The 23806-nt window shown below is 33.5% G+C and carries 30 protein-coding genes and 1 pseudogene; 29 read left to right on the top strand and 2 right to left on the bottom strand.

Annotation, left to right across the window (positions count from 1 at the left end; translation table 11 throughout):
* Positions 1–229 precede the first annotated feature (229 nt).
* The 4 genes from LS81_RS08575 (at position 230) to prpD (ending at position 6143) form a co-directional block, all read left to right on the top strand.
* On the top strand, positions 230–2143 hold the full coding sequence (locus LS81_RS08575) for a propionyl-CoA synthetase (RefSeq protein WP_034344181.1): 1914 nt from the start codon (positions 230–232) through the stop codon (positions 2141–2143).
* Positions 2140–3015, top strand: coding sequence for a methylisocitrate lyase (prpB, locus tag LS81_RS08570; protein ID WP_034344183.1), 876 nt, complete (start codon positions 2140–2142; stop codon positions 3013–3015). The genes LS81_RS08575 and prpB overlap by 4 nt, the downstream gene beginning before the upstream one ends.
* 17 nt (positions 3016–3032) lie before the next feature.
* On the top strand, positions 3033–4175 hold the full coding sequence (gene prpC, locus LS81_RS08565) for a bifunctional 2-methylcitrate synthase/citrate synthase (RefSeq protein WP_034344186.1): 1143 nt from the start codon (positions 3033–3035) through the stop codon (positions 4173–4175).
* 513 nt (positions 4176–4688) lie between these two features.
* A complete protein-coding gene (prpD, locus tag LS81_RS08560; protein WP_034321864.1) occupies positions 4689–6143 on the top strand; it encodes a 2-methylcitrate dehydratase in 1455 nt (484 codons plus the stop codon).
* A 478-nt stretch (positions 6144–6621) separates the two neighbouring features.
* On the opposite strand, the gene aroC is transcribed toward prpD, so the two are convergent.
* Both aroC and LS81_RS08550 read right to left on the bottom strand, forming a co-directional pair.
* Positions 6622–7707, bottom strand: a complete 1086-nt coding sequence (aroC, locus tag LS81_RS08555; RefSeq protein ID WP_034344187.1) for a chorismate synthase — start codon at positions 7705–7707, stop codon at positions 6622–6624.
* Between the two features lie 30 nt (positions 7708–7737).
* On the bottom strand, positions 7738–8292 hold the full coding sequence (locus LS81_RS08550; RefSeq protein WP_034344189.1) for a phosphatase PAP2 family protein: 555 nt from the start codon (positions 8290–8292) through the stop codon (positions 7738–7740).
* Positions 8293–8901: 609 nt separating this feature from the next.
* On the opposite strand from LS81_RS08550, the gene LS81_RS08545 reads away from it, so the two are divergent.
* From LS81_RS08545 to LS81_RS08435, 25 genes and pseudogenes are all read left to right on the top strand, one after another.
* The gene (locus LS81_RS08545; RefSeq protein ID WP_052096564.1) at positions 8902–9273 is read left to right on the top strand and encodes a hypothetical protein; all 372 of its coding nucleotides are present in this window, start codon (positions 8902–8904) and stop codon (positions 9271–9273) included.
* A gap of 66 nt (positions 9274–9339) precedes the next feature.
* The gene (locus LS81_RS08540) at positions 9340–9603 is read left to right on the top strand and encodes a hypothetical protein (RefSeq protein WP_034346677.1); all 264 of its coding nucleotides are present in this window, start codon (positions 9340–9342) and stop codon (positions 9601–9603) included.
* 155 nt (positions 9604–9758) lie between these two features.
* A complete protein-coding gene (locus LS81_RS08535) occupies positions 9759–10685 on the top strand; it encodes a peptidoglycan recognition protein family protein (protein ID WP_052096563.1) in 927 nt (308 codons plus the stop codon).
* Complete coding sequence (locus LS81_RS08530) at positions 10682–11290, top strand: hypothetical protein (protein WP_034346676.1); 609 nt, start codon at positions 10682–10684, stop codon at positions 11288–11290. Before LS81_RS08535 ends, LS81_RS08530 begins: the two co-directional genes overlap by 4 nt.
* Before the next feature lie 89 nt (positions 11291–11379).
* Positions 11380–11598: a peptidoglycan recognition protein family protein gene (locus LS81_RS08525; RefSeq protein ID WP_052096562.1), complete on the top strand. Its 219-nt coding sequence runs from the start codon at positions 11380–11382 to the stop codon at positions 11596–11598.
* Entirely contained in the window at positions 11585–12154 is a 570-nt protein-coding gene (locus tag LS81_RS08520) for a hypothetical protein (protein WP_034346674.1), read from the top strand. Before LS81_RS08525 ends, LS81_RS08520 begins: the two co-directional genes overlap by 14 nt.
* 14 nt (positions 12155–12168) lie before the next feature.
* Positions 12169–13131 carry a T6SS effector amidase Tae4 family protein gene (locus LS81_RS08515; RefSeq protein WP_104696546.1) on the top strand — a complete coding sequence of 321 codons (963 nt, stop codon included), beginning with the start codon at positions 12169–12171 and terminating at the stop codon, positions 13129–13131.
* 2 nt (positions 13132–13133) lie between these two features.
* On the top strand, positions 13134–13619 hold the full coding sequence (locus LS81_RS11525; RefSeq protein WP_052096496.1) for a hypothetical protein: 486 nt from the start codon (positions 13134–13136) through the stop codon (positions 13617–13619).
* A 14-nt stretch (positions 13620–13633) separates the two neighbouring features.
* Complete coding sequence (locus LS81_RS08505; protein WP_081955901.1) at positions 13634–14284, top strand: T6SS effector amidase Tae4 family protein; 651 nt, start codon at positions 13634–13636, stop codon at positions 14282–14284.
* The gene (locus tag LS81_RS08500) at positions 14284–14538 is read left to right on the top strand and encodes a hypothetical protein (protein WP_034345491.1); all 255 of its coding nucleotides are present in this window, start codon (positions 14284–14286) and stop codon (positions 14536–14538) included. Before LS81_RS08505 ends, LS81_RS08500 begins: the two co-directional genes overlap by 1 nt.
* A 418-nt stretch (positions 14539–14956) precedes the next feature.
* On the top strand, positions 14957–15628 hold the full coding sequence (locus tag LS81_RS08495; RefSeq protein ID WP_052096495.1) for an N-acetylmuramoyl-L-alanine amidase: 672 nt from the start codon (positions 14957–14959) through the stop codon (positions 15626–15628).
* On the top strand, positions 15625–16029 hold the full coding sequence (locus LS81_RS08490) for a hypothetical protein (RefSeq protein ID WP_034345489.1): 405 nt from the start codon (positions 15625–15627) through the stop codon (positions 16027–16029). The genes LS81_RS08495 and LS81_RS08490 overlap by 4 nt, the downstream gene beginning before the upstream one ends.
* A gap of 90 nt (positions 16030–16119) precedes the next feature.
* Positions 16120–16284, top strand: a complete 165-nt coding sequence (locus tag LS81_RS11330) for a hypothetical protein (RefSeq protein ID WP_158659426.1) — start codon at positions 16120–16122, stop codon at positions 16282–16284.
* A 450-nt stretch (positions 16285–16734) separates the two neighbouring features.
* A pseudogene (locus LS81_RS12535) lies at positions 16735–16980 on the top strand (bacteriophage T4 gp5 trimerisation domain-containing protein); the annotation flags it as partial.
* Between the two features lie 60 nt (positions 16981–17040).
* On the top strand, positions 17041–17493 hold the full coding sequence (locus tag LS81_RS12060) for a hypothetical protein (protein ID WP_237022218.1): 453 nt from the start codon (positions 17041–17043) through the stop codon (positions 17491–17493).
* A 34-nt stretch (positions 17494–17527) separates the two neighbouring features.
* Entirely contained in the window at positions 17528–18055 is a 528-nt protein-coding gene (locus tag LS81_RS08475) for a hypothetical protein (protein ID WP_161976756.1), read from the top strand.
* A gap of 62 nt (positions 18056–18117) precedes the next feature.
* Positions 18118–18282 carry a hypothetical protein gene (locus LS81_RS11325; RefSeq protein ID WP_161976755.1) on the top strand — a complete coding sequence of 55 codons (165 nt, stop codon included), beginning with the start codon at positions 18118–18120 and terminating at the stop codon, positions 18280–18282.
* 4 nt (positions 18283–18286) lie between these two features.
* A complete protein-coding gene (locus LS81_RS08470; RefSeq protein ID WP_052096510.1) occupies positions 18287–19000 on the top strand; it encodes a hypothetical protein in 714 nt (237 codons plus the stop codon).
* Positions 19000–19683, top strand: a complete 684-nt coding sequence (locus tag LS81_RS08465; protein ID WP_052096511.1) for a hypothetical protein — start codon at positions 19000–19002, stop codon at positions 19681–19683. Before LS81_RS08470 ends, LS81_RS08465 begins: the two co-directional genes overlap by 1 nt.
* A complete protein-coding gene (locus tag LS81_RS08460; RefSeq protein WP_034345751.1) occupies positions 19683–20279 on the top strand; it encodes a hypothetical protein in 597 nt (198 codons plus the stop codon). The genes LS81_RS08465 and LS81_RS08460 overlap by 1 nt, the downstream gene beginning before the upstream one ends.
* Before the next feature lie 89 nt (positions 20280–20368).
* A complete protein-coding gene (locus tag LS81_RS08455) occupies positions 20369–21181 on the top strand; it encodes a hypothetical protein (protein ID WP_034345753.1) in 813 nt (270 codons plus the stop codon).
* Positions 21178–21651: a hypothetical protein gene (locus tag LS81_RS08450; RefSeq protein ID WP_034345755.1), complete on the top strand. Its 474-nt coding sequence runs from the start codon at positions 21178–21180 to the stop codon at positions 21649–21651. Before LS81_RS08455 ends, LS81_RS08450 begins: the two co-directional genes overlap by 4 nt.
* A gap of 72 nt (positions 21652–21723) precedes the next feature.
* Positions 21724–22566, top strand: a complete 843-nt coding sequence (locus LS81_RS11750; protein WP_199769737.1) for a hypothetical protein — start codon at positions 21724–21726, stop codon at positions 22564–22566.
* A gap of 303 nt (positions 22567–22869) precedes the next feature.
* On the top strand, positions 22870–23130 hold the full coding sequence (locus LS81_RS08440) for a hypothetical protein (protein ID WP_161976754.1): 261 nt from the start codon (positions 22870–22872) through the stop codon (positions 23128–23130).
* Between the two features lie 11 nt (positions 23131–23141).
* A complete protein-coding gene (locus LS81_RS08435) occupies positions 23142–23732 on the top strand; it encodes a hypothetical protein (protein WP_052096512.1) in 591 nt (196 codons plus the stop codon).
* Positions 23733–23806 lie beyond the last annotated feature (74 nt).

Genomic DNA, 23806 nt, shown 5'->3' with positions numbered 1-23806 from the left:
AGTGCAAAAATATTCGATATGTTAAAAAAGATACCTAATTTTGGACTACTTAATATTATTAGATTCTATATTATTAAAACTTTTAATCTACAACATATATTCTCCACTAGTAATAAATTTTTGATATGCAAAGTATGTTTATTTACCAAAATTTTAATTTGCAACCCTGTTGCTGATGTTATTAACAACGCTGCACAAAAGTCTTTCATCTTATTTAAAGGAGATATAGATGTCAATGTATGAAAAAGTGTATCAACAATCCATTGAGAATCCAGAGGCTTTTTGGGCAGAAGCTGCTAAAAAAGTGCATTGGTATCATGAATGGGATAAGGTGCTTGATGTAGTTAATAATCATTACAGGTGGTTTGTAGGTGGCTGTATGAATACCTGTTATAACGCGCTTGATTTGCATATAGAGAATGGTAGAGGCGATCAGGTGGCGTTGTATTATGATTCACCAGTAACAGATACAAAAAAATCTTATACTTACAAAGAGTTGCGTAAGAGGGTAGCAAAGACGGCTGGGATATTGGTCAATAAAGGTGTAGTAAAAGGCGATAGAGTGCTTATTTATATGCCCATGATCCCAGAAGCTGTGATTGCAATGCTTGCTTGTGCGAGAATAGGAGCTATCCATAGTGTTGTTTTTGGTGGTTTTGCTGCACATGAGTTGGCTACAAGGATTGAAGATGCAAAACCACGTGTCATCATAAGCGCTTCTTGTGGGATAGAGGTTTCACGTGTAATTAAGTATAAACCAACACTTGATGAAGCCATTAAAAGCTCTAGTCACAAGCCTACAACATGTCTTATTTGGCAACGCCCACAAGAGAGAGCAAATATGCTACCTTGGCGTGATGTGGATTGGGCAAACGAGGAAGAGAAGGTAGAACCTGTAGAATGTGTACCTGTTGATGCTACCGATCCGCTTTATATACTTTATACTTCTGGCACAACTGGTAAGCCAAAAGGTGTTATCCGTAGTAATGGTGGACATTCTGTGGCAATGAAGTGGTCTATGGATAATATTTACAACGCAAAACCAGGTGATGTCTTTTGGGCAGCAAGTGATGTGGGTTGGGTTGTAGGGCACAGCTATATTGTATATGGCACTTTGATGAATGGTTGCACTACAATTGTATACGAGGGCAAACCTGTAAAGACACCAAATCCAGGGGCGTTTTGGCGTGTTGTGCAAGAATATAAAGTAAATATTCTTTTTTCTGCACCTACAGCTTTTAGAGCAATTAAAAAGGAAGATTCTAAGGGTGAATGGTTGAAGCAATATGATATTAGTTCTCTCAAGGCAGTATTTGTTGCAGGTGAGAGGTGTGATAGCGATACGCTGAAGTGGATTGAAAAGCTAGTAAAAAAGCCAGTAATCGATCATTGGTGGCAAACAGAAACTGGCTGGGCAATTGCTGCAAACCCATTAGGGCTAGAGGAGATGCCTATCAAACCTGGATCACCCACAAAACCAATGCCTGGCTTTAATCTAAAAGTCTTAGATGAAGAGGGTAAAGAATGTAAGCCTGGGAAACTTGGGAATCTTGTGATTAAACTACCTTTGCCTCCTGCCTGTTTAATGGGAATATGGGGCGATGATGCAAGATATAAAAATTCTTATCTCAATCATTATCCAGGTTATTATCTTACTGGTGATAGTGGCTATATTGATAAAGATGGTTATGTATTTGTAATGGGGCGAATGGATGGAGTCATTAATGTCGCAGGACATAGACTATCAACGGGTGGTATGGAAGAAGCAATTGCCAAACATCCAGATGTTGCAGAATGTGTAGTTATTGGTGTGAATGATGAATTAAAAGGCGAGATTCCCTTGGCATTTGTCGTGCTAAAAGATGGACTAGAGCGAGACACGCAAAGCCTATGCGATGGCGTTGTGCAACTTGTGCGTGAAGAAATTGGTGCGGTAGCATCTTTGCATATTGTTGCAGTGGTAACAAGGCTGCCTAAAACACGAAGCGGCAAGATCCTTAGAGGCACAATACGCGATATTGCTGATGGTAATGAGTGGAAAATGCCAAGCACGATTGAAGATCCTAGCGTTATGCCTGAGATTGAAAAAGCGTTGCAAACTCTTGGTTATCCAAAATCTAAAGACATGAAGGAGGCAAAATGAAAACAGCAGGACAAAAATTTAGAGAAGCATTAAAGGACAATAATCCTTTGCAAATTATTGGAGTAATTAATGCATACTCTGCAATACAGGCACAAAAAAGTGGTGCAAAAGCCCTTTATTTGAGTGGTGGAGCATTGGCAGCAATGAGTTTAGGTGTACCTGATCTAGGTATTAGTTCGCTAGAGGATGTTTGCATTGATGTTCGAAGAATCACGTCAGTGAGTGATTTACCTTTGCTTGTTGATGCAGATACTGGTTGGGGAGGAGCATTTAACATTGCACGAACAATTAAAGATTTGATACGAAGTGGTGCAGCAGGTTGCCACATAGAAGATCAAGTCGCACAAAAACGATGTGGGCACCGCCCTAATAAAGAGCTCGTCAGTAAAGAGGAGATGTGCGATAGGATAAAAGCAGCAATGGATGCAAAACTCGATCCTAGCTTTGTGGTTATGGCACGCACTGATGCTCATGCGAGTGAAGGACAAAAAGCAGCAATTGAGAGAGCATTGGCTTATGTAGAAGCAGGGGCAGATATGATCTTTGCTGAAGCTATTCATACGCTAGAAGAATACAAACAATTTACTGATGTAATTAAGGTACCAGTTCTAGCCAATATTACAGAATTTGGCAAAACGCCTTATTTCACATGTGATGAACTAAAGGGTGTTGGAATCTCTATGGTACTTTATCCGCTCTCTGCCGCAAGAGCTATGAATAAGGCAGCATTAGCAGTTTTTAAAGATATCATCAATAATGGTTCGCAAAAAAATAGCATAGATTCAATGCAAACACGTGATGAGCTCTATGAGATGCTTGGCTATCATGAATACGAGCAAAAGCTAGATATGCTTTTTAAAAATAAAAAATAATATACAAAGGAGAAAAAATGGCAACATCAACAAAAAAAGTCGGTGGTTTAGCAGGAGTAAATGCAGGAGAGTCTGCAATTTGTACTTGTGGTACAGGACATGGGTTAAATTACAGAGGATATGATATTTATGATTTAGCAGAACATTGTGAATTTGAAGAAGTGGCTTATCTACTTTTAAGAGAAAAACTTCCAAATAAAGATGAGTTAGCATCTTTTAAAAAGGAGTTAATTGCTGCAAGAAATTTACCAAAAGAGCTAAAAGAAGTCCTAAAACTTCTACCCAAAAATGCACATCCTATGGATGTGATGCGGAGTGCTTGTTCTGTGCTTGGTTGCTTAGAACCTGAAGAATATGATGTGTTTAAAGCATCTTTCCCAAATCAACAAAGAATTAGCACAAGGCTTCTAGGTATCTTCCCTAGCGTATTAACATTTTGGCATCATTATCACACAAGCGGTAAAGAAATCAATACAGAATCTAAGCAAGATTCTATTGCTGGATATTTTTTGGAATCCCTACATCAAAAAGAACCAAAAGAGTTATGGATAAAAGCAATGCATACAAGTTTAATTCTTTATGCAGAGCATGAGTTTAATGCTTCTACATTTACTGCAAGGGTAATCACTGCAACAATATCTGATGTGTATTCTGGCATTACAGGAGCGATTGGAGCATTAAGGGGACCATTACATGGAGGGGCAAACGAAGCAGCAATGGAGCTTATTTCTGAATTCAGTACACCAGAACAAGCGACACAAGGAATTTTAGATAAACTTGCTCGAAAAGACAAGATTATGGGATTTGGACATCGTGTATATGTAGAAAAAGATCCGCGAAATGTGGTTATCAAACAATGGAGTAAAAAGCTAAGCGATGATATAGGTGATACAAAAGACTTATATCAAATCAGCGAGGCAATAGAAAAGGTAATGTGGGATCAAAAGAAGCTTTTTCCAAATCTTGATTTCTATAGTGCAAGCACGTATCATTTTATGGGTATTCCAACACTCTATTTTACGCCTATTTTTATTTTTTCTCGCACAGCAGGTTGGCTTGCACATATTATGGAGCAAAGAGCAAATAACAAGTTGATTAGACCAAGCTCAGAATACACAGGACCAGACAATAAAGTGTTTGTGCCACTAAATAAGCGTTAATCTGCTTTTTGGCTAAAGACAGAATCTGCTATATTATTTAGGATATATGTTTTGCCAATATAGCACATATATAACATCTTAAAGAGTTCTGTTTTTGGCTCAAAGCTTTTAACCTTTATATGTGTTTATTTGTATGGATTTATTAATCCAGACTTTTAAATTACTATGAGATTATGTCACACGAAAAGATATAGGTACGAAGATGGTTGTCGTGTTAGATTTTATGTGTTCAGGCATTTCAATTTTTTAAGCACTAAGGAGAAGATTGTAAGCTAATTTAGATATTTTTCCTTACTTAAATATGAAGATGAAAAAGTCTAGATTCTATATGTGAAATTTGGCTCATTGATATGAAATTTATGGAATGCATTTTTTCACTATCATCTGAATACGTGTGAGCTTTAGGGATTTTTAGGGTGGATTACCCTAGCAATAAGAACCATTCTAAAAATCCTTATATCTTGTAAATAGATACATAAGGGCGAATTTTTAACTTAATTACAAGGAGACACTATGAGTGCAGATATGGGAACACTGGATACCAAACGACCAGAATTTGATGAATTGCTAACAAAGATTGCACGTTATGCATTGGAGTATAAAATTAATTCACCTTTAGCGTTTGAAACGGCAAGATATTGTCTCATGGATACCATAGGTTGCGGACTTTTAGCTCTAAATTTTCCTGCTTGCACAAAGCTTTTGGGGCCTGTTGTTGAGGGGGCAGAATTTCGTCCGCTAGGAGCTAAAATCCCTGGTACCAGCTATCAACTAGAACCAGAAAGAGCAGCATTTAACGTTGGTGCAATGGTAAGATGGCTTGATTTTAACGATACTTGGCTTGCTGCAGAATGGGGACATCCAAGTGATAATCTCGGTGCGATTTGGGCAGTGGCTGATTATCTTAGCCGTAAAAATATAGCAGAAGGCAAAGAACCCTTAAAGGTTAAAGATGTGTTAAGTGCAATGATTAAGGCACATGAGATTCAGGGCGTATTGGCACTAGAAAATTGCTTCAACAAAGTTGGTTTAGATCATGTCTTATTAGTGAGAATTGCTTCCACTGCGGTAGCATGTGCCATGCTTGGTGGAAATTTTGAAGAGGTGAGAAATGCAGTAAGTCATGCGTTCATTGATGGTGGTGCTTTGCGGACATATCGACATGCACCAAATACTGGCTCAAGAAAAAGTTGGGCAGCAGGTGATGCAAGCTCAAGAGGTGTCAATCTCGCCCTAAAAGCTCTAAGTGGAGAAATGGGCTATCCAAGTGCGTTGAGTGCAGATTTTTGGGGATTTGAAGATGTAAAAATGCGAGGTAAAAAACTCACGATTCCTCAAGAATTTGGTAGCTATGTTATGGAAAATGTATTATTTAAAATTAGCTTCCCAGCAGAATTCCACGCACAAACTGCGGTAGAATGTGCATTAAAATTGCATAATGAAGTCAAAGATAAGCTAGATTCTATTGAAAAAATCGTAATCACAACTCAAGAATCTGGACATAGAATCATCAATAAAGTTGGTGAACTTGCAAACCCTGCAGACAGGGATCATTGCATCCAATATATGGTAGCTGTACCGCTTGTATTTGGAAGATTGAGTGCAGAAGATTATGAAGATTCAGTAGCAAGCGATAAACGTATTGATGCCTTGCGTGATAAAATGGTGGTAGAAGTGGATGAACGCTATACGCGTGAATATTTAGAATCTGATAAACGCTCAATTGCAAATGCTGTGCAGATTTTTTACAAAGATGGCAGTAAAAGTGAGAAAGTAGAAGTAGAATATCCTATCGGACATAAACGCCGAAGGGATGAGGGGATTCCTGTGCTTGTGGCTAAATTTGAACGCAACATTGCCTTAAAGCTTAGCCCGAAAAAATGCGAACAAATTAAGGCAGTTTGCAGTGATCAAGCTAAGCTAGAATCTATGGCTTTTAATGATTTTAGTGATTTATTTGCATTGTAAATATAGTATTAATTCTTGCCTTCTAAAGCCATTAATTTAATGCCATTAAATTATGATTAAATAGGCAGATGACAAGAGATTAAACGTAGGGTTACTAAGTGTTTTGGTGTTTCTTTATAGCATAAAGAATACATTACACCCAATAACCAAAGTCTTAATAGTCTTAACTATGACAAAGAGGTATCAGTATATAAGCTAATGCGAAAAGATGTAAGAATCTAAGGGATATGTAATGCAATCTAAATAAGAAAATTTCTTATTATAGGCCATCTTTGCATTCCATCAAGATTTAACTAGACTTTCTCTTCATTACCAACTAAAAACTTGTTGAATACTTTGCATACAATAAATGAGGCATTTATGCAAATTATATTGCAACACAGCTATGGTGCAACAAAAAGCTCAAGCATAAAATAACATAGCAAATACTTGCTATTTTATATGTTCTATTAAGCAAACATATAAAGATGAGTTTAACTCACCCATAAATCTTTTTCAGATTATCAAGCTTAGAACCCATATTAAGCAATAGCATATCAGCAATTACAAGAGCAACAATGCTTTCACACACCACGCTCCCTCTTACACCAACACATGGATCGTGTCTACCTTGTAACTTTATCTCCAATTCATTATGGTGTATGTCTATTGTCTTTTGCTCACAAAATATACTAGGCGTAGGCTTAAAATGCACTTTAATTAAAATGTTATTTCCATTTGATATACCCCCTAAAATCCCACCAGAATTATTACTTACAAAACCATTCTTATCCATGTAATCATTGTTTTGTGAACCATATAGCCCAGCAGATTCTATACCGCCACCAATTTCTACTGCTTTAACCGCATTAAGCCCCATTAAATCTCTTGCAAGTATAGAATCAAGCTTATATGAGAGCGGCTCTCCCAATCCAACAGGCACATTAAAAACAGAGATCAACGCACTTGCACCCACGCTATCCCCTCTTGCCTTTGCGTTTAAAATCTCAGTTTGCATGGCATCCTCTTTTGAGTTATCAAGGGCAAATATAGCGCTCTCTCTTGCACATATAAAATCATCACGTGTAAAATCTACACGTGATGATTTTATATTACCTACACGTGTAATGCCGCTTAGGATTTCAATATTAAACTCCTTTAACAGCAATTTGGCTAAACCACCAGCAAGTACACGAGCCACACTTTCTCTAGCACTACTTCTACCACCACCACGATAATCTCTATGTCCATATTTATGATAATAAGTGAAATCAGCATGCGAAGGGCGAAACACATCTTTAATTTTTGTGTAGTCTTTACTACGCACATTTGTATTAGGGATAAAAAAACCAATGGGCATACCTGTACTAATACCTTCAAATACACCGCTTAGAATCTGAAAGGAATCCTCCTCTTTTCTTGGAGTTGCAAACTTCGACCCACCCTTTCTTCTTGCAATCTCTGAATTTAAAAATTCATAATCAATAGTTACTCCAGCGGGCATACCATTCACAACACCACCAATACCCTCTCCATGACTCTCTCCAAAAGAACCAAACTGAAACAAAATACCACTATACCCCATAACTTTTCCTTATATTCAAATATTTTAAACCTAAGCATCACGAAAATATGGAATCTTTTGCAACATAACTAAAACACTATAGGTTATAATTAAGCTAAAAAATCCACCAGCGATTACTTGTGTAGTAGTATGCCATAGTGTCAACACTCTTGAAGGTGGCACCATTATGGCAAGTAAAGCTAAAAATATAATCCACTTTTTACTATAAAAACGCAACGCAAATCCAACCGCAATAAAAGCTGCTGCGGTATGTCCGCTTGGAAACCCATTATAATCATTGATACTAGGCGTACCGCTAAATGCATACGGACGCAATGAGATTAAAGCATAATTCACATTATGAGATGCTAACTGCACAAATCCAAACTTCACCGCATACACAATGCCAACAACAAAGATAGCCGCAATAGATAGCATAGCCACTCGCTTTATGTTTTTTTCATATATCAAAATAGCAATGCCCAAATAAAGTGCTAAATACTGAAACACATCGCCATATAGCTCCACATCATAGACAAACAACATGCAAGCTACAACAAGCACAATAAATATAAAAACTAATTCACCTATTCCATTCTTTGTCATTTCTATCCATTTTATAAATTTATATGTATCGTCTTTACTCTACCTTGCCTTACAACTCTTCAAATGCTAGAATAAATACTTGCAAACATATATTGCAAAATTGAGTTCAAAGTTTATAAACATATTGCAATATTTTAGAACCACATATATAACATTGTATCACCGAACTAGCAAAATAAAAAATATATACACTCGCAATTATAACTTACAAGTTACAATTTAATTCACTTTTACACCTACAAACAAATATTCAAAGCATAACACATATTGTTATAATAAATAAACCTAAATTATTGCAAATGTGTGTTAAAAACAAGAAATATAAGGGTGCATTAAAATTAAAAGTATATGATTAAAATAGTTGCTAGATAGGGCTTAAAGGCTTGATGCACAACAAAAGCTTATTTACATAAACCCTTTTATTATTAAGTCCTTTTATACTTAATAAGGTAAAAGTGAGCAGGAAGCCATTAATCTAGCTGAAGGATTTGCAAAAAAATGCAATACGCACAAGCATGATACGAAAAAAATAGGTAGAAATATATTTGATGAGTTTAAGCGGAATATAGAAAGTTTTAGAAACACTTGTGCTTTACAGGTAAGCTATGCTTGAAACTTTGGTGGATGCCAATCAATACAAAAATTGAAAATCGAGAATATAGCTCTCTTAAAGGGAGTGAAGCTGAAAAGCAAGCACATCTTTATAATGTCGGAGTGATTCAAATGAGGGTTTTTTTACTGAAACAATGGGGTAAGCCCAACATTAGAAAAAGCTTTTATGAAATATCATCATATACGGCATTATTAAAGCATAACCAATCACTTTTAATAGGGCTTATAACTCTAGGTGCAAAGGGTATAACTACTATTGGCGGGCAAGGGTTTATTAATGGGCAATATTATAGGAATTTTTGGCATACGACCTTATGGAATCTCAATGAATTTGTTGATGTGCAGAATAAAAAAATATTAATTATTTAGGTGGTATAGATGATAATGATGTAGAATATCTCGCTAGAGAATTCTTTTTTTTTGGAAGTTAGACTAATGAAAGCGGTTGTGGTATTATTTTTAAGCTGTATCTATCTTATGGCTATTGATTTGGAACCAAATTATAAATATAAAGCAGACTACTCCTTTGAAGAACGCGTAGGTGCATTTAAAAAAGATGGTATCATATACTGCTTAGATGGTGTTAGTAACGGGGGTAAAACATCAATAGTAGGCGGTTATGATTCGGACTATTATGATCATATTTACTACCCTCTTTTTGATGTTGTAGAGCCACTTCCTGCAAGAAAGGAGCTATAATTGTATGTGATAAAAAAGAAAAGTGAGATACACTTGGGTAGTCTTGCATATGTTACCCTATGCCTAGAAATCTATGACTCCAAAGAATACCAAGATGAAATAGTCCGTATAGTTAAGAAATACTGTAAACATTGCAAATAACTTAGGAACCACAAATGAGCCACTTACCACATAGAATCAAGAAGTATAAAATCTCAAACACCACCTACACCCTCTCACACTCTTGTGATACCCATTATTTAAGTAAGAATCTAAAGAGTGAAATAAGCTATACTTTAGAGCTTAGAGAATCTAGTCTTTCTATAAAAGATACAAAGAGTAATAAAGATATAGCCTTTATTCTTGCAAAAGAGATTCCACAATTACAAGAAAAAGATTCTAAAGATTTACAAGCCCTGCAAACAATACTAAAGCTTCATACACATAAAGAAACAAGAGCGGTGTATGTGAAGGTGGAAAAACCTTACTATATCGATAGTGAGGGGTATTTGCAAGGATTGGGTATTATCAAAGCTCCTCGCCCAAAATTGACTGAAAAAACAAGCAAATTTCAAGCTGACCCAATAGCTATCGTATTACACAGAACACAATCATCTACTGCTGCAAGCACATTAGAAGCTTGGAAAGAAAGTCCTTATGGCACACATTTCTTAATCGATACAGATGGCACAATTTATCAATGTGCAAGTTTGCATAAATATACACAGCATGTGGGGGATATTAAAGTAAAAAACTTGGATATAAACGATAAAAATTATAAAAATAAAACCTATACGCAAGCATCTAATATAGAAAAAAGTAAATCCTATCCAAACAGGTATCCTATAAATTCTGATAGTATAGGGATAGAAGTTGTGGGGAGATTTTTGGGAAATGATAAGAAATTAAGTAAATATGATAAAGTATTTAAATATACTCAATTATCAGGTCAATGGGAAGAGGTTGCTGTAGCACAAAAAAACAGCGTTAAAGCTTTAATACAAGCTTTACAGGATATTTTCAACTTAAATGATAATGATATTTACAAACATGGAGCTATTTCAGGACATAAACAAGCAAGTAAGGGAGATGGAATACTATGAAATTATTATTTTTATTTTTAAACATATTAGCAATATCTCTTAATGTTAACGAAATCTATTATGATGAGGGTAATACATTTTTGAATGTAAAACCGGGCAAAGAATTTCTACAGAAATATTTTTATAAGCCACTTAACACACAGCAGCAATCTATTATTGCTCTTGAAATTATAAGTATCAGTAGGATTGAAAACATTCAAGAAATTTGTAATATTTTTGAAATGCATCATGACAAAAAGCAAGATGCGTGTTTTGATAATTATGGTATAAAATTTTGCGAGTTAAAGACTGCAAAAGAAATGCAAGATTATATGCTAAAATTTATTGAGATACCCGTAAAGCTAGATCATTCCAATTATATGTTTATGGAGAATAATATATGTGGCTTTAGGGGAAAAGTTAAAGCGTTTGGATATATTTGGGATTTTGAAATCAGGGGTGGTGGTATGGAATTTACTAGAAAAATTAACGAAAAGATATTCTCTATTAACGAGAATCCTACTAGAGCATATAGGCAAGGCAAGATAGAGGGCAGCAAGGCAAAAAAGTATTTTATTTGTATAGAATCGCATTGCAATCCAAGAGCCCAAGAAATAGTGCATTGATATAACAAAGAGAAAATATGAAAAAACATATCAAACTATTAATGAATGTCAGCCTCAGAGATATAAGCCAGTCAGAGGAGAGTTATTAATTGAATAATGAAAAAATTACATATCAAAAATATCCTTCCTTGCAATATGAATCTTATGCTTGGGACACCCCCACACAAGCTCAAAAAGATTCTATAAAGAATCTTGTAGAGATTCTAAAAGCCAAATACAATCTTAGTGATAATGATGTGTATAAGCACGATGATATTTCACCACAAAAAGTAAGAGGCAAAGCAAAGGGATTACATGAAAAAGAGTAGTGTATTTTATGTACTAATATGTATAACACATTTTCTTTATGCCCAAGAAATAGAAAACATTAAGGTAGAAAAATTTAGAAAAGAAGATTTGCCTTTGTTTTATAGGGTAGATTATATACCACTAAAAAACAGAAACATAACAATAGAGGTATTACAAATGGGGCTAGAAAATAGCACAAAATCACAATGTGTAAACCAAAAAACAAAAGAGCAAATGCAAAAATATCTTTATCTACATATACCACATTTGCATCATAGTTTTGAAGATACTACATTGGTGGGCGGATGTGATTATAAAGGTAAGGTAAAAATGCTTGGTAGAATTTGGGATTTTGAAAGTATGGGTGGTAAAACAACGCTAAAGACAAACATTAGCTCCCAAGAGCAAATAAAAGATTCCATGAAAGAATGGTATCTATGTCCTCGCAGTGATGATAGTGGCGATATGTGTTATATAGAGTTAGCTTGTTTATTACCAGAATGCTACCCTAGAGCTATATATTATATGACTGAAATGCAAGAGAAATATGAAAATAAGCTACAACATTGCAAATAACTTGGGAACCACAAATGAGCCACTTACCACATAGAATCAAGAAGTATAGAATCTCAAACACCACTTACACCCTCTCACACTCTTGTGATACCCACTATTTAAGCCAGAATCTAAAGAGTGAAATAAGCTCTACACTGGAGCTTAGAGAATCTAGTCTTTCTATAAAAGATACAAAGAGCAATAAAGACATAGCCTTTATTCTCACAAAAGAGATTCCACAATTACAAGAAAAGCAAATACTATTAGATTCTAAAGATTTACAAGCCCTGCAAACAATACTAGAGCTTCATACACATAAAGAAACAAGAGTGGTGTATGTGGAGGTGGAGTTATCAAAGTGGGATAGGTTGAAAAATTTTTATTTAGATATACACAGTATAAGTCAAGATGATATGGAAGAATCAAGGCAAAGAATAGGTGTAAAGAGGCTATGGGAGTGGGTAAATAGCGGTCTTAATCGCTTTGGGTATGGAGAGATACTTTTTATCAAGGCTGAAATACGATACTATAAGGTCAAAGGAGCTATATATACTGAATTTATGAAATCCCCATACAATTACATTAACACTTGTGCTGCTAGAATGAGTAAGGCTCTTGTAGATTCTGAAATACCTATTAGAAAATTACAAGGTATGGATAGCACTGCGTATATAGCAAATGCTGGGACAAACACTAAACCTTATAAGATTCTAGTAAAAGTTAAAGATATGATAGATTTTCTGAAACTCAACAATAGTTTAGGAAAACCTATTATTTTTACACCAAATACAAATCAAACAAATCAAGACTTCCGCTATGAATCTTTATCTAAGCTTGACGGGAGTGGGATAGTAGCAATAAAAGTAAAAGGTTGGGGTGATGCTTGGGGACATATAACATTATGGGATAATCGTGAGCAAAAATTCTTAGATGATGAAAATTATTTGACAAGAGGCGATTATGTAGAGGAAGTATATTTTTGGAAAATTGAGGATTAAATATGAAAAAGATAATTGCATTGATGATATTAGTTATTTATTGTGATTTTCTTTTTGGAAATTCATTTGAAGAAATGAAAGAAATAATGAAAGCTCAAAAAATATATGGTTGCACGAAATCAAGAAGCACTCAACAAAGAAATGCGGAATATGAGTTTAAGCAAAACCCTATCAAATACTACAAAAGGTGGTCTTTAGCTTATTGTTTGGGCTATGTATCTAGCGAGGATATGATAGTGAAGTCGGGTTGTGGAAGCAAGGGATTACCAAAGGAAATACAAAATTTATCTCATATTGATAATATGGTAAAAATTTTTGGCAATGGGGCTATTAGTGAATTAAAAGCCTATTTGGATAGGTTTTTATATATACATACAATAGAGCAAAAAGGCAGTGTTAATGCCTGCTTTGATTGGATTTATGACTCCAAAGAATACCAAGATGAAGTAGTCCGCATAGTTAAGAAATATTGCAAACATTGCAAATAACTTAGGAACCACAAATGAGCCACTTACCACATAGAATCAAGAAGTATAAAATCTCAAACACCACCTACACCCTCTCACACTCTTGTGATACCCACTATCTAAGCCAGAATCTAAAGAGTGAAATAAGCTATACACTAGAGCTTAGAGAATCTAGTCTTTCTATAAAAGATACAAAGAGCAATAAAGACATAGCCTTTATTATCACGAAAGAGATTCCACAATTACAAAAAAAGCAAATACTATTAGATTCTAAAGATTTACAAGCCCTGCAAACAATACTAGAACTTCATACATACAAAGATACAAGAGTGGTGTATGTGGAGGTGAAATTATCAAAGTGGGATAGGTTGAAACAAACATATCAAGCCATTAATAAATTAACAGTTCCAGAGAGATATAAGCTAGTCGGAGGAGAACCATTAAAAGTATATAATCCAAAAACAATGAATACAAAAGCAGAAAATCAAAATTTCTTTTATAATGAACTATTAACATTTAATAAAAATGGTCTTGTGGCTATGGAAATAAGTGGCTGGAATAATGCTAAAGGACACATAACATTATGGGATAATGATAAGAAACGATTTTTGGATGATTCTAATTATTTGCTTGATAAAAGAAGCAATGTGATTGTTAGACAATTTTATTTTTGGGAGATTGAATAGTGAAAAAATATATTTTGATATTAATACTTCTTGTTTGCCATGCACAAGCCAATACATTTGATAAAGAGATTTCATTAATAAAAGATTATAGCTTGGCTTATTGCTTATACAACCTTAATCAGACTGCACCATCTAATGATATAGCGGTAGCACAGGATATGTATTTCCAAGCAATGACAATAGGGCTAGAAGAATATAAAAAATACACCATTACATTAAAAACCATATGTCTAGCAACCACACTTATGACATAAATCCAGATAATCCTAGAGAAAATGAACCTGTGTATTTTATAATGTGTCTTGAGATGTATCATTCTAAGGAGTTTGATATTGCGATAGAAAAGATAGTGAAAGGCATAATTCACCAATAATAAGCCACTTACTACACAGAATCAAAAAGTATAGAATCTCAAACACCAACACCACTTGCACCCTCTCACACTCTTGTGATACCCACTATCTAAGTAAGAATCTAAAGAGTGAAATAGTCTATACTTTAGAGCTTAGAGAATCTAGCCTTTCTATAAAAGATACAAAGAGCAATAAAGACATAGCCTTTATTCTCACAAAAGAGATTCCACAATTACAAGAAAAGCAAATACTATTAGATTCTAAAGATTTACAAGCCCTGCAAACAATACTAGAGCTTCATACACATAAAGAAACAAGAGTGGTGTATGTGGAGGTGGAAAAACCTTACTATATCGATAGTGAGGGGTATTTGCAAGGATTAGATATAGTGAAATATCCTATAACTAGACTTGAATTGTCTTTAGCAAATGGTTTTATGCCTAAAGCCATTGTTTTACATATGACAGATTCTAATACGGCAAAAAGTTCATTAGAATCTTGGAATAATCCAAATAATGCTAGAGTAGGCACACATTTCTTAATCGATACAGATAGCACAATTTATCAGTGTGCAAGTTTGCATAAATATACACAGCATGTGGGGGATATTCGCTCAAAAGTCGAATTGGAGAAAACTTGGAATACTCAAGAAAAGGCTTTGATAGAAAGCATCTGGAAAGAAAAAACTTCTTATAGTGCTAGAAAAATAAAAGTTTCAAATTACGAAAAAAGCAAATCCTATCCAAACAGGTATCCTATAAATTCTGATAGTATAGGGATAGAGGTGGTTGGAAAATACGATAATAAAATAAAAAGATACCCAAATGCCACAACAAAGCAACTAGAAAGCTTAGAACAACTTGTTGCAGTTTTGCTTGAGTTATTTAACATAAACAAAGCTAATATATATGCACATGCCAAGATTGCATATAAAGATGAAAACTCAACAGAAGGTGTATCTTTGCTAGAACATATAGAGACAAAACTATGAAAGTCCCCTACATAATACTTGCATTATGCCTATTTGTATATGCAGATAATTTCAAAGGTATTACAATCGTAGAATTAGACCAGCCTAGCGTTAAGCTTGGCAGAACAGATAAGGAAAGCGGAGAATCCTATATCAATGCCATAAAAGAAACTTGCAATGCTGAAATTGTGCAATATTTTCACAAAGCAAATATTATCAAATTTTTTAAACAAGCCAAAGAGTATAGCTATATTCCAGTGGCTCAATATTGCACTTATCCCTGCGTTATCACAGGTAAAGTCAAGCTAGATTCTATAACCTATGATTTTGAACTCAATGAGGGAGGCTATGCTGTGTTAAAGGGCAAAAATGAGAAGCGATATTTTGGTGATGAAAGGCTATATGGAGAGTGTGGAATCTAAGAAGCAAACACTCTATATACTGATGAATATAATAGAGAAAGAGTAAGACTAAATAGCTTTTATGCCTATGCCTTAGCTCAAGAAAGATTAATGCAAGAAGATGTAAATCAAGATAGCTCCAATCAAGCAAGTATTAATCAAAATAATGCAGTGCAAAATAATATGGATAATATTTCCTTATCAACTCAAGATTCTAAATTTCAAGAATCCTCTACACACTTCTTCTCAATCCCTTGCAAATATGAATCTCAGTAAGATACTACACTCTATCGCACCATTCCTTAGAGTAGCCTACCCTATTGCAAGTAATAGCAGTGGTTTTTTGCATTGCCTAGAATTGGAGATGAAGTCATAATCTCTTATATGAATAACGATATAGATAATATATTAGTAGTGGCAGTAGTCTCTAAAATACAATAACACAACTAACCCTAGCCTAATACATAATCCCCTAGATTCCCATAAGACTTCTCTCTCAAGCAGAACAATAAACTTAACACATATAAGAAGCTTAATAAGCCAAACAAATTCAAAAAACCAACAAGTTTAACATAAACAACAGATACAACAAATTCTTGAACACATCAGATTTATAAGCATTAACAAATTTATTAAGCATAACATAATTAATAAAATTGTACTAATAGATTCACTAAACCACAAGCAGATTCATCACAAACAGAGCATTCAAACACAGCAAACACCATTGAACAAGGTTATAATGAACTTACCCTATCAAATATAAAAGATAATGAAGAAATCTATGTAAGAGCGCAAAAAGACTATAATGAATATATAAAACATAATTTCTCTCAAACCATACACAACAATAAAGATTCTAAAGTAAAAGGAAGTTACACAGAATCTATTACTAAATATCATAAGCAAGAAATATTAGGTTTAAAAGATGTAAGAGTTGGAGGAGAATATCTTACTAATGTAGCACTAAGTAAAGATACCATAGTAGGATTATCTCATACTCTAAACATAGGAGCTAGTAATAAACTAAGAGTGGCTAATGATAGTAGTGAATATGTTGGGGGAGATAAGGAAGTGGAGATAGGAGGGAATCAAAATATTATTGTTGCTAAAGATGAAAATAGGAATATAAAAGGAAATAAAAGTGAGGTTGTAGGGGGAACATTAGATATACAAAGCACAAAAGAAATAAATATAAGCACACAATCCCATATTAATATTAATGCCATAGATAATATTTTATTCTTTGGTAAAGAATCTGCATCGTTTGAAACACAAAAAGAACTTTCTTTTATAGCTGATAATACCGATATGGAATCCAAAAGTCATCTTACTGCCACAGCTGGCAATCAAATAACTCACCAAGTAGGCGATACCCAAATCATTGCTAAGGGAGACTCTGTTATAATAAAAGCTGGTGGAGTTGAAGTAGTTATAGATTCTAATGGGCTTGTGGTTAAAGGTGGAGAGGTTAAGAGTGAGTAGAGAATCCAACAACCAAGAAAATATAAATCCCACAATGTTAAAATATAACAATGAGGCAAAACCCACAGAATCTATAAAGCGAGATTCTATAAAAGAAACTTCCATAAGCACAGAATCTAACAAACTAGAATCTAAAAAACCAACCGACACTAAAAACAAAGATAGCATAAAGCTAGATTCCAATGGTGATGAGATAGTGTATGAAATATGGCATAACCCTAATTGGTGGGATTATTTCTTAATGAGTGTATTTTTTATGTTTGGTGTTGCTGTGGCGTATAGTGGCACAGAAGCTTTTTTGCTTAATAAAATAGAGAACTCATTATTTGTTACATCATTAGTTTTTGGGATTCCTGCATTATTATTGAGTTTCTATTATCTTTTTTATGCTCATAAAAACAGATTCTATATTACCACACAAGGCATAGGATTTGAGCGTAGAAAGTGGTTTAGAATGCAAAAGAGATTTTATAGATTTGGAGAAGTGGGATTTCAAATAATTTTAGCCCCTACAGGTTTATGCCCCATTACTCCAGTAAATAGAATTATTTTTTTCCTTTAGGGAATCACAAAGGACGAATTTTTCTTACTTGGCAATTAAGTCCTTTGCATAGTCTTTCATTAATGGCTTGGAACACATACATATCCCCAAAACTTTACAATGAAATAACTGAACAAACCTACTTGAAAAACTTTCTTATCAAAAAAACCAAAGAAGCCCTAGAGGCAAAAGGCATAGATACAAAAACCTTATGTTATGATTTAGACAAACAATTTTTGGGGAAATAAACAAATGAACAATAATAACGAGAATGCTAGTGTAGGCGTTACATTTAAATTTGGTAATAAGCAAGGTATAGGTGCTGAATTTGGTGTGATAGATTCTAATCCTATCCCAAATAATATAGAATCTAAAAATATCAAAAAATCTAAAAAATTCAATGAAATTGTTTTTGATAGGAAACATCGATTGAATTTTTGGGAATGGTTTGTATATGGTGGAATCATAGTGTTTATTGGTATGTGCTTAATGTATTTTGGTTTCATACAAACAAATCATTTTTTATCTTTTTTGTTTATATTGTTTGGCATATTGTGTGTAAATTGGTCTTATACAATGCTTTTTTATAAAAATCAAGATAGATTCTATGTTACAAATAATGGCATAGGCTTTGAGCGTAGAAAATGGTTTAGAATGCAAAAGGGATTCTTTAGGTTTGGAGAGGTTAATATATTTTTTGGCTATATTGGTTCAACTGATGGTGGCAGTGGCGATATATTTATCATTTATCCATTTAACAAACCAAGAATAAAAAGATTATTTTTCTTGCCAAAAGATTATATAAAAATCACAATTTATCCAAGTGCAAGTATGCAGGATATATTACATTTAATAACTTTTATCCGCAAAAGAACTAAAGAAGCTTTGGAAGCCAAGGGAATACACATCACAGATTCTGAACTCAAAGAAAAAATTAAAAGCTATATAAAAAACAAGGATATTTAATGCAAGAAAATCAACCTTTGATAACAATAGAATCTAAAAAACCCAACGAAACTAAAACCAAAGATAATATAAAGCTAGATTCTAATGGTGATGAGATAGTGTATGAGGTGAAGCATAGGCTTGGCATAAGCGATACTATACAATATATAGTAATGTTTATGTTTGGAATTGCGTTGGTATATGTAAGCATAAAGGGTTTCTTATTGGCTGAAAGGATGGATGGGGTGATGTTTGCAATGCTTCTTGGCATTTTTGGTGTATTATTAAGTTTTTATCGTCTTTTCTATGTAAGAAAAAATCGATTCTATGTTACAAACAATGGCATAGGCTTTGAGTATAGGCATTGGTTTGTGATGAAAAAAGGATTCTTTAGGTTTGGAGAAGTAGGATTAGTTTTAAGCTATTTTTCAGCACCTGCATATTTTGATACAGCCACTCATATTTTCATGATTCATTCAATTGGTATTACTTATAAACATATGGCTCTTGTTAGGTTTAGAGACAAAAACTATAAACGCTATATATTTTGTAAAGTCATGACTGAGTTGTATCGTGATGATATAAAAGAAATCACCACTTTCATGCGTCAAAAAACCAAAGAGGCATTAGAATCTCAAGGAATAGAAATTTCAGATTCAGAACTTAAAGATAAATTCAAGCATTTATTATATAAGGATATTTAATGCAAGAAAATCAACCTTTGATAACAATAGAATCTAAAATGGGCGTATTGTATAAGACTTTTTATTTATTGCTTTTGTTGTTTTCTTGCCTAATGGCGTATAGTTTGATTAATGTCTTACTTCAAATAAATGTAGCAGAATCTATAAAAAATGAATGGGCTACTATACTTATTGTTCCCTTCATATTGTTGTTTGTATGGGGAGTATATTTTTGTTTGCAAGAACTGATTGTTGGCAATAAGCGTAAAGTAATGTTATATGATAATTATTTCATCATAAAAACTAACAACTTTTTACAAATAAAAACATTAAAACTGCATTATGGGCAATACGGATTGCGTATGATAGGTATAGTCAATCCGCCATTGCACAATATTATGTTTTTTGATATAACAAAACAAAAGCCAAAATTTTTTGATATAAAATTTAAATGTAAAATTAACTATTCTGTATTTGATAATGACTTTGAGATAAGGTTAAGTAAATTTGCTGATATCTTCAAACAAAAAACGCAAGAAGTTCTGCAAACAAAAGACAAAAAAATCCATTTTATTAATGATGCTTTATGTACTCAATTAGACATGATTGCAAAATAAGGAAACAATCAAATGAATCGCAGCAATAATACACAATACAAGGTTCTTTATGATATGCTTCAAAGAAACAATATGCCTGAAAGATAAATATGAATAATGCTAGTGAAACTAAAAATATTTTTGATCCATTGCTTTTGTATGGATTGCCTTATAAGAGTAATGAATTAGATTTTAAGAAATTAAGATTTTACAATATGCTTCTTAGCACTACAAAAGTGGCAGGCATTATGAGTTTTTTATTGAGCTTTGCTGTATTGGGAGCAGTCTTTGAGGGTAAAATAGCAGGGAGTAGAGAATTCTTCCAAATTCTTTTGCCTTTTAGCAAAACTCTAAGCTTGATACTTTTTGTTATATTTTGCTGTCTTTATATTGTCTTTATGAGAAGCTTTGTAAAGCAAAAGGTTTCTCATACATTTTTAGATTCCACATTACAGAATCTAACGCAAGAATACTATACAAAATATAAATATATACAAATGCTACTCTTAAGCTTATTGAGTGTATTCTTTGGCATTTTAGGTTTCAAGTTTTCTCTTGGCTTTTTAGTATTTTTCTTTATTTTTCTTATCCCAAAAATCCGCGCACTTCATGCAGACAATACCCAAAATCTCTATGCTGAGTTTGCAATACTTAACTTTTCTCTTGGGCTATATGCTATTAAAAATGATGAAAGTTTGTATTATTGTGAGTTTAATTTTTCACAAAGCACCATTCCACTTAAGATACAACAGCTTGTGCGTTACACTTACAATAATGAAAATCTTACAAAGCAAAGAGAATTTAGGTTTGCAAAAACAATAGATTCTACACAAATCATAGAGTTTTTTGGAAAAAGAGTAATCTTACAAAGTAAAATACAAAGCGCACAAAATAATAAAATCAATATAAAAGAGTTAGAGTGAATGAAAACATACAAACATTAAGATTGCCAACATCGTGCATTACAAGCGATAACACACCTTGTCCTTTGAGGAGGGATATAGCCTCATTACAATCCAATAATAAAGACACCATACAATCAACTTTATTCTATATGCTAGGTTCAATTGATACAATCATTACAGAAGCTATTAAGTATATTGAAAAAGGCTTACCATTTTATCTTAAATTAAGCTTTGAGGTAAAAAATGCTTCAAAAACAATGACACTAAATATAAGTAACGATGCCTTAAATACTAATGACATAATAATCTTGAGTGGATTGCAAGTTGGTATTGGAGTTGGTGTCGAATTGGTAATGGGAACTCTTGTTGGGGCGGGAGCAATCAGCGGAGGCTGGGCGTTGGTATGTGGCATTAGTGCAGCAATGCTTATTTCTTATTTTTTAACAGATATTTATTTTTATCTTAAAGACAAAGCTTTATCTCTTTAGGAGCAACTCAAATCAAACTTTGATGAGACTACCAAAATTATTGCTAATTTTATAGAAAACAATATTGTTTCATTGCAAAATTTTAGCTCAAACTTAGTCAATAAAATATCTTCTTGGATAGATGAGCTTGAGGTTAGTCAATCTATCTCTAGTGATACTCACCCTTATGCCAATCCACAAAGAAACCTAGAATCCAATGACTACAAATCCCTTATAGAACTGCTTTTAGATTCTAACTCTAATGCGCTAGATATAGATACGCTCTTGCATACCTTTCCTAATTACCTTGCTTATCCCACACATACTACTGCAGATTCTGCAAAATCCCCTAGTCTCTCTAATATCACAGATTCTATCCCTATGTGTATTGATGCTCTATGTCTCAATCACAAAAATGAGCCCCTAGCCAATAAGGAAATATATGTGTATTCTCCTAATTTCACTTCTTTTGTAGATAAGGCTAGAAGTGATGATAATGGGTATATAGTATTTAATAATGCTTGTGTAAGCTCTAAGATGACAAATTCTGATTTATACTTTGTGCTTAATAGATATGGATTAGATGAAGAACAAAAAGATTTTCATACTAAAATCTCACCTTCTAAAACTATACAACCAAAGGACAAGAAAGCAAGAAAACTTACAAATCAAACACTTGTATTTAATAAACATATCCCAAAGACTATAAAAGCCAATGATAGCATAAAGCCAAATATTAAGGTTATATCTATAGAGTGTAAAGATATAAAATACGCTCATCATAATACAAACACTCAAGTAAAAGCAAAGTCTAACACTCCAAATAACATCACTATGAATAACACAAGCATAGAATCTCATCATGCAAACAACACGATAGAATCTATCACGCTCAAAGCCCACTATGTCTTAAGAGATTCTCAAAGATATAAATAACGATGATGGTGAACTTAATGACTTATTACACCAAGCAAGAGATATTTTATATGAACTCTCGCCTTTAAGCTCTATCGAATCAGCTTATGATAACCTCACTGCTGGTAACTATAAAGAAGCTTTATTAAATGCTATTACTATATTACCAATGGCAAAAGCATTTAAAGCTGAAAAATAGCTAACAAAATAAAGAACATTATCAGTAAAGATAAGAGGAAAGAAGATGTAAGGATAGCAAAACCTAAACCAAAGTCTTTGAGTAGGCAGGAGGTATTGGAGATAATTAATGGACTTAAAAAAGCCTTGAATCCAAAAGGGAAACCAAGAACTAGAATCTATCTAGTAAATGGTAAAGAAGAGCTTATGGCACTATGGGAAAGATTGACTAAAAACTTCAAGAGTGAGCGCATAGAAACAAGCGAAAAAGGAACAAGAATCATAAGGACATTAGATGATGATACCGAGATAACTCTAAGGAGCTACTCAAGCAAGAAAAGTGGTAATACACCCACCATAGATACTAAAATTAATGGAAAAGATTATAAGATTCATATAGGTAATTGATAAGGAGCATTATGCAATTTAAAGTTTTAGAAGATATGAGAGATGGTATATTTCCACAATGGGATACTACCCTTGATTCATATATACAATCCTATCTTGATATTTTTGCAATGCATACAGATATTTGTGAAGTGGATATAATGGAAATTATAGAATATGATATATTGTGCGAGTTATCTATGTTTTATGAGTATTCAGAGATTTATATGATTTTTAATCTTTATACCAAAAAATATCAAGATAAGTATATTGCTATTTTGGAGGAATTATTTTTGAATAATATGATAGATTTTTATATTATAGATGAACCAACGCAGCCCACATTGGCAACCTACAAAAAGGACAAATATCAAGTTTGGATATATTTTAGGGATAATTTTATTTGCAAAGAGTGCTTTAATGCCAAGGATTTTTGCAATACCTCTTGGAATGCACCAAGTAAATGGAGTAGATATAATATCAATGCGACTATTACCCCCAAAGGCACAAAATACTTTAATGAAATTCTATCCCCTAGATTCTACGAAAAATACAAAGATTTAGAAGTAGAGATAGATGATAAAGGCAATATTGTGCGTTGGATAGGACAAATCAATCGATGAGTAGCAATTCTCTGAAAATGAAAAAGTATTTATGACTAAAGACAACAAGCAAATAAGAGAAATTTGGGACGATA

This window comes from Helicobacter trogontum (genome assembly GCF_000765905.2).
Lineage (GTDB): Bacteria > Campylobacterota > Campylobacteria > Campylobacterales > Helicobacteraceae > Helicobacter_A > Helicobacter_A trogontum.
Note: the sequence above shows the minus strand (reverse complement) of the source record. Positions and strands in the feature narration are given on the sequence as shown.

Excerpts from the sequence above, each read along its gene's own strand:
- LS81_RS08540 (WP_034346677.1), top strand. The coding sequence starts at position 9,340 with ATGAAAGCGGTTGTGGTATTATTTTTAAGCTGTATCTATCTTATGGCT.
- LS81_RS08470 (WP_052096510.1), top strand. The coding sequence starts at position 18,287 with ATGAACAATAATAACGAGAATGCTAGTGTAGGCGTTACATTTAAATTT.
- prpD (WP_034321864.1), top strand. The coding sequence starts at position 4,689 with ATGAGTGCAGATATGGGAACACTGGATACCAAACGACCAGAATTTGAT.
- LS81_RS08575 (WP_034344181.1), top strand. The coding sequence starts at position 230 with ATGTCAATGTATGAAAAAGTGTATCAACAATCCATTGAGAATCCAGAG.
- LS81_RS11525 (WP_052096496.1), top strand. The coding sequence starts at position 13,134 with ATGAAAAAGATAATTGCATTGATGATATTAGTTATTTATTGTGATTTT.
- LS81_RS08530 (WP_034346676.1), top strand. The coding sequence starts at position 10,682 with ATGAAATTATTATTTTTATTTTTAAACATATTAGCAATATCTCTTAAT.
- prpB (WP_034344183.1), top strand. The coding sequence starts at position 2,140 with ATGAAAACAGCAGGACAAAAATTTAGAGAAGCATTAAAGGACAATAAT.
- LS81_RS08520 (WP_034346674.1), top strand. The coding sequence starts at position 11,585 with ATGAAAAAGAGTAGTGTATTTTATGTACTAATATGTATAACACATTTT.
- LS81_RS08550 (WP_034344189.1), bottom strand. The coding sequence starts at position 8,292 with ATGACAAAGAATGGAATAGGTGAATTAGTTTTTATATTTATTGTGCTT.
- aroC (WP_034344187.1), bottom strand. The coding sequence starts at position 7,707 with ATGGGGTATAGTGGTATTTTGTTTCAGTTTGGTTCTTTTGGAGAGAGT.
- LS81_RS08515 (WP_104696546.1), top strand. The coding sequence starts at position 12,169 with ATGAGCCACTTACCACATAGAATCAAGAAGTATAGAATCTCAAACACC.
- LS81_RS08435 (WP_052096512.1), top strand. The coding sequence starts at position 23,142 with ATGCAATTTAAAGTTTTAGAAGATATGAGAGATGGTATATTTCCACAA.
- LS81_RS11330 (WP_158659426.1), top strand. The coding sequence starts at position 16,120 with ATGCAAGAAGATGTAAATCAAGATAGCTCCAATCAAGCAAGTATTAAT.
- LS81_RS08505 (WP_081955901.1), top strand. The coding sequence starts at position 13,634 with ATGAGCCACTTACCACATAGAATCAAGAAGTATAAAATCTCAAACACC.
- LS81_RS11325 (WP_161976755.1), top strand. The coding sequence starts at position 18,118 with ATGGCTTGGAACACATACATATCCCCAAAACTTTACAATGAAATAACT.
- prpC (WP_034344186.1), top strand. The coding sequence starts at position 3,033 with ATGGCAACATCAACAAAAAAAGTCGGTGGTTTAGCAGGAGTAAATGCA.
- LS81_RS08475 (WP_161976756.1), top strand. The coding sequence starts at position 17,528 with ATGTTAAAATATAACAATGAGGCAAAACCCACAGAATCTATAAAGCGA.
- LS81_RS08460 (WP_034345751.1), top strand. The coding sequence starts at position 19,683 with ATGCAAGAAAATCAACCTTTGATAACAATAGAATCTAAAATGGGCGTA.
- LS81_RS08455 (WP_034345753.1), top strand. The coding sequence starts at position 20,369 with ATGAATAATGCTAGTGAAACTAAAAATATTTTTGATCCATTGCTTTTG.
- LS81_RS08535 (WP_052096563.1), top strand. The coding sequence starts at position 9,759 with ATGAGCCACTTACCACATAGAATCAAGAAGTATAAAATCTCAAACACC.
- LS81_RS08465 (WP_052096511.1), top strand. The coding sequence starts at position 19,000 with ATGCAAGAAAATCAACCTTTGATAACAATAGAATCTAAAAAACCCAAC.
- LS81_RS08490 (WP_034345489.1), top strand. The coding sequence starts at position 15,625 with ATGAAAGTCCCCTACATAATACTTGCATTATGCCTATTTGTATATGCA.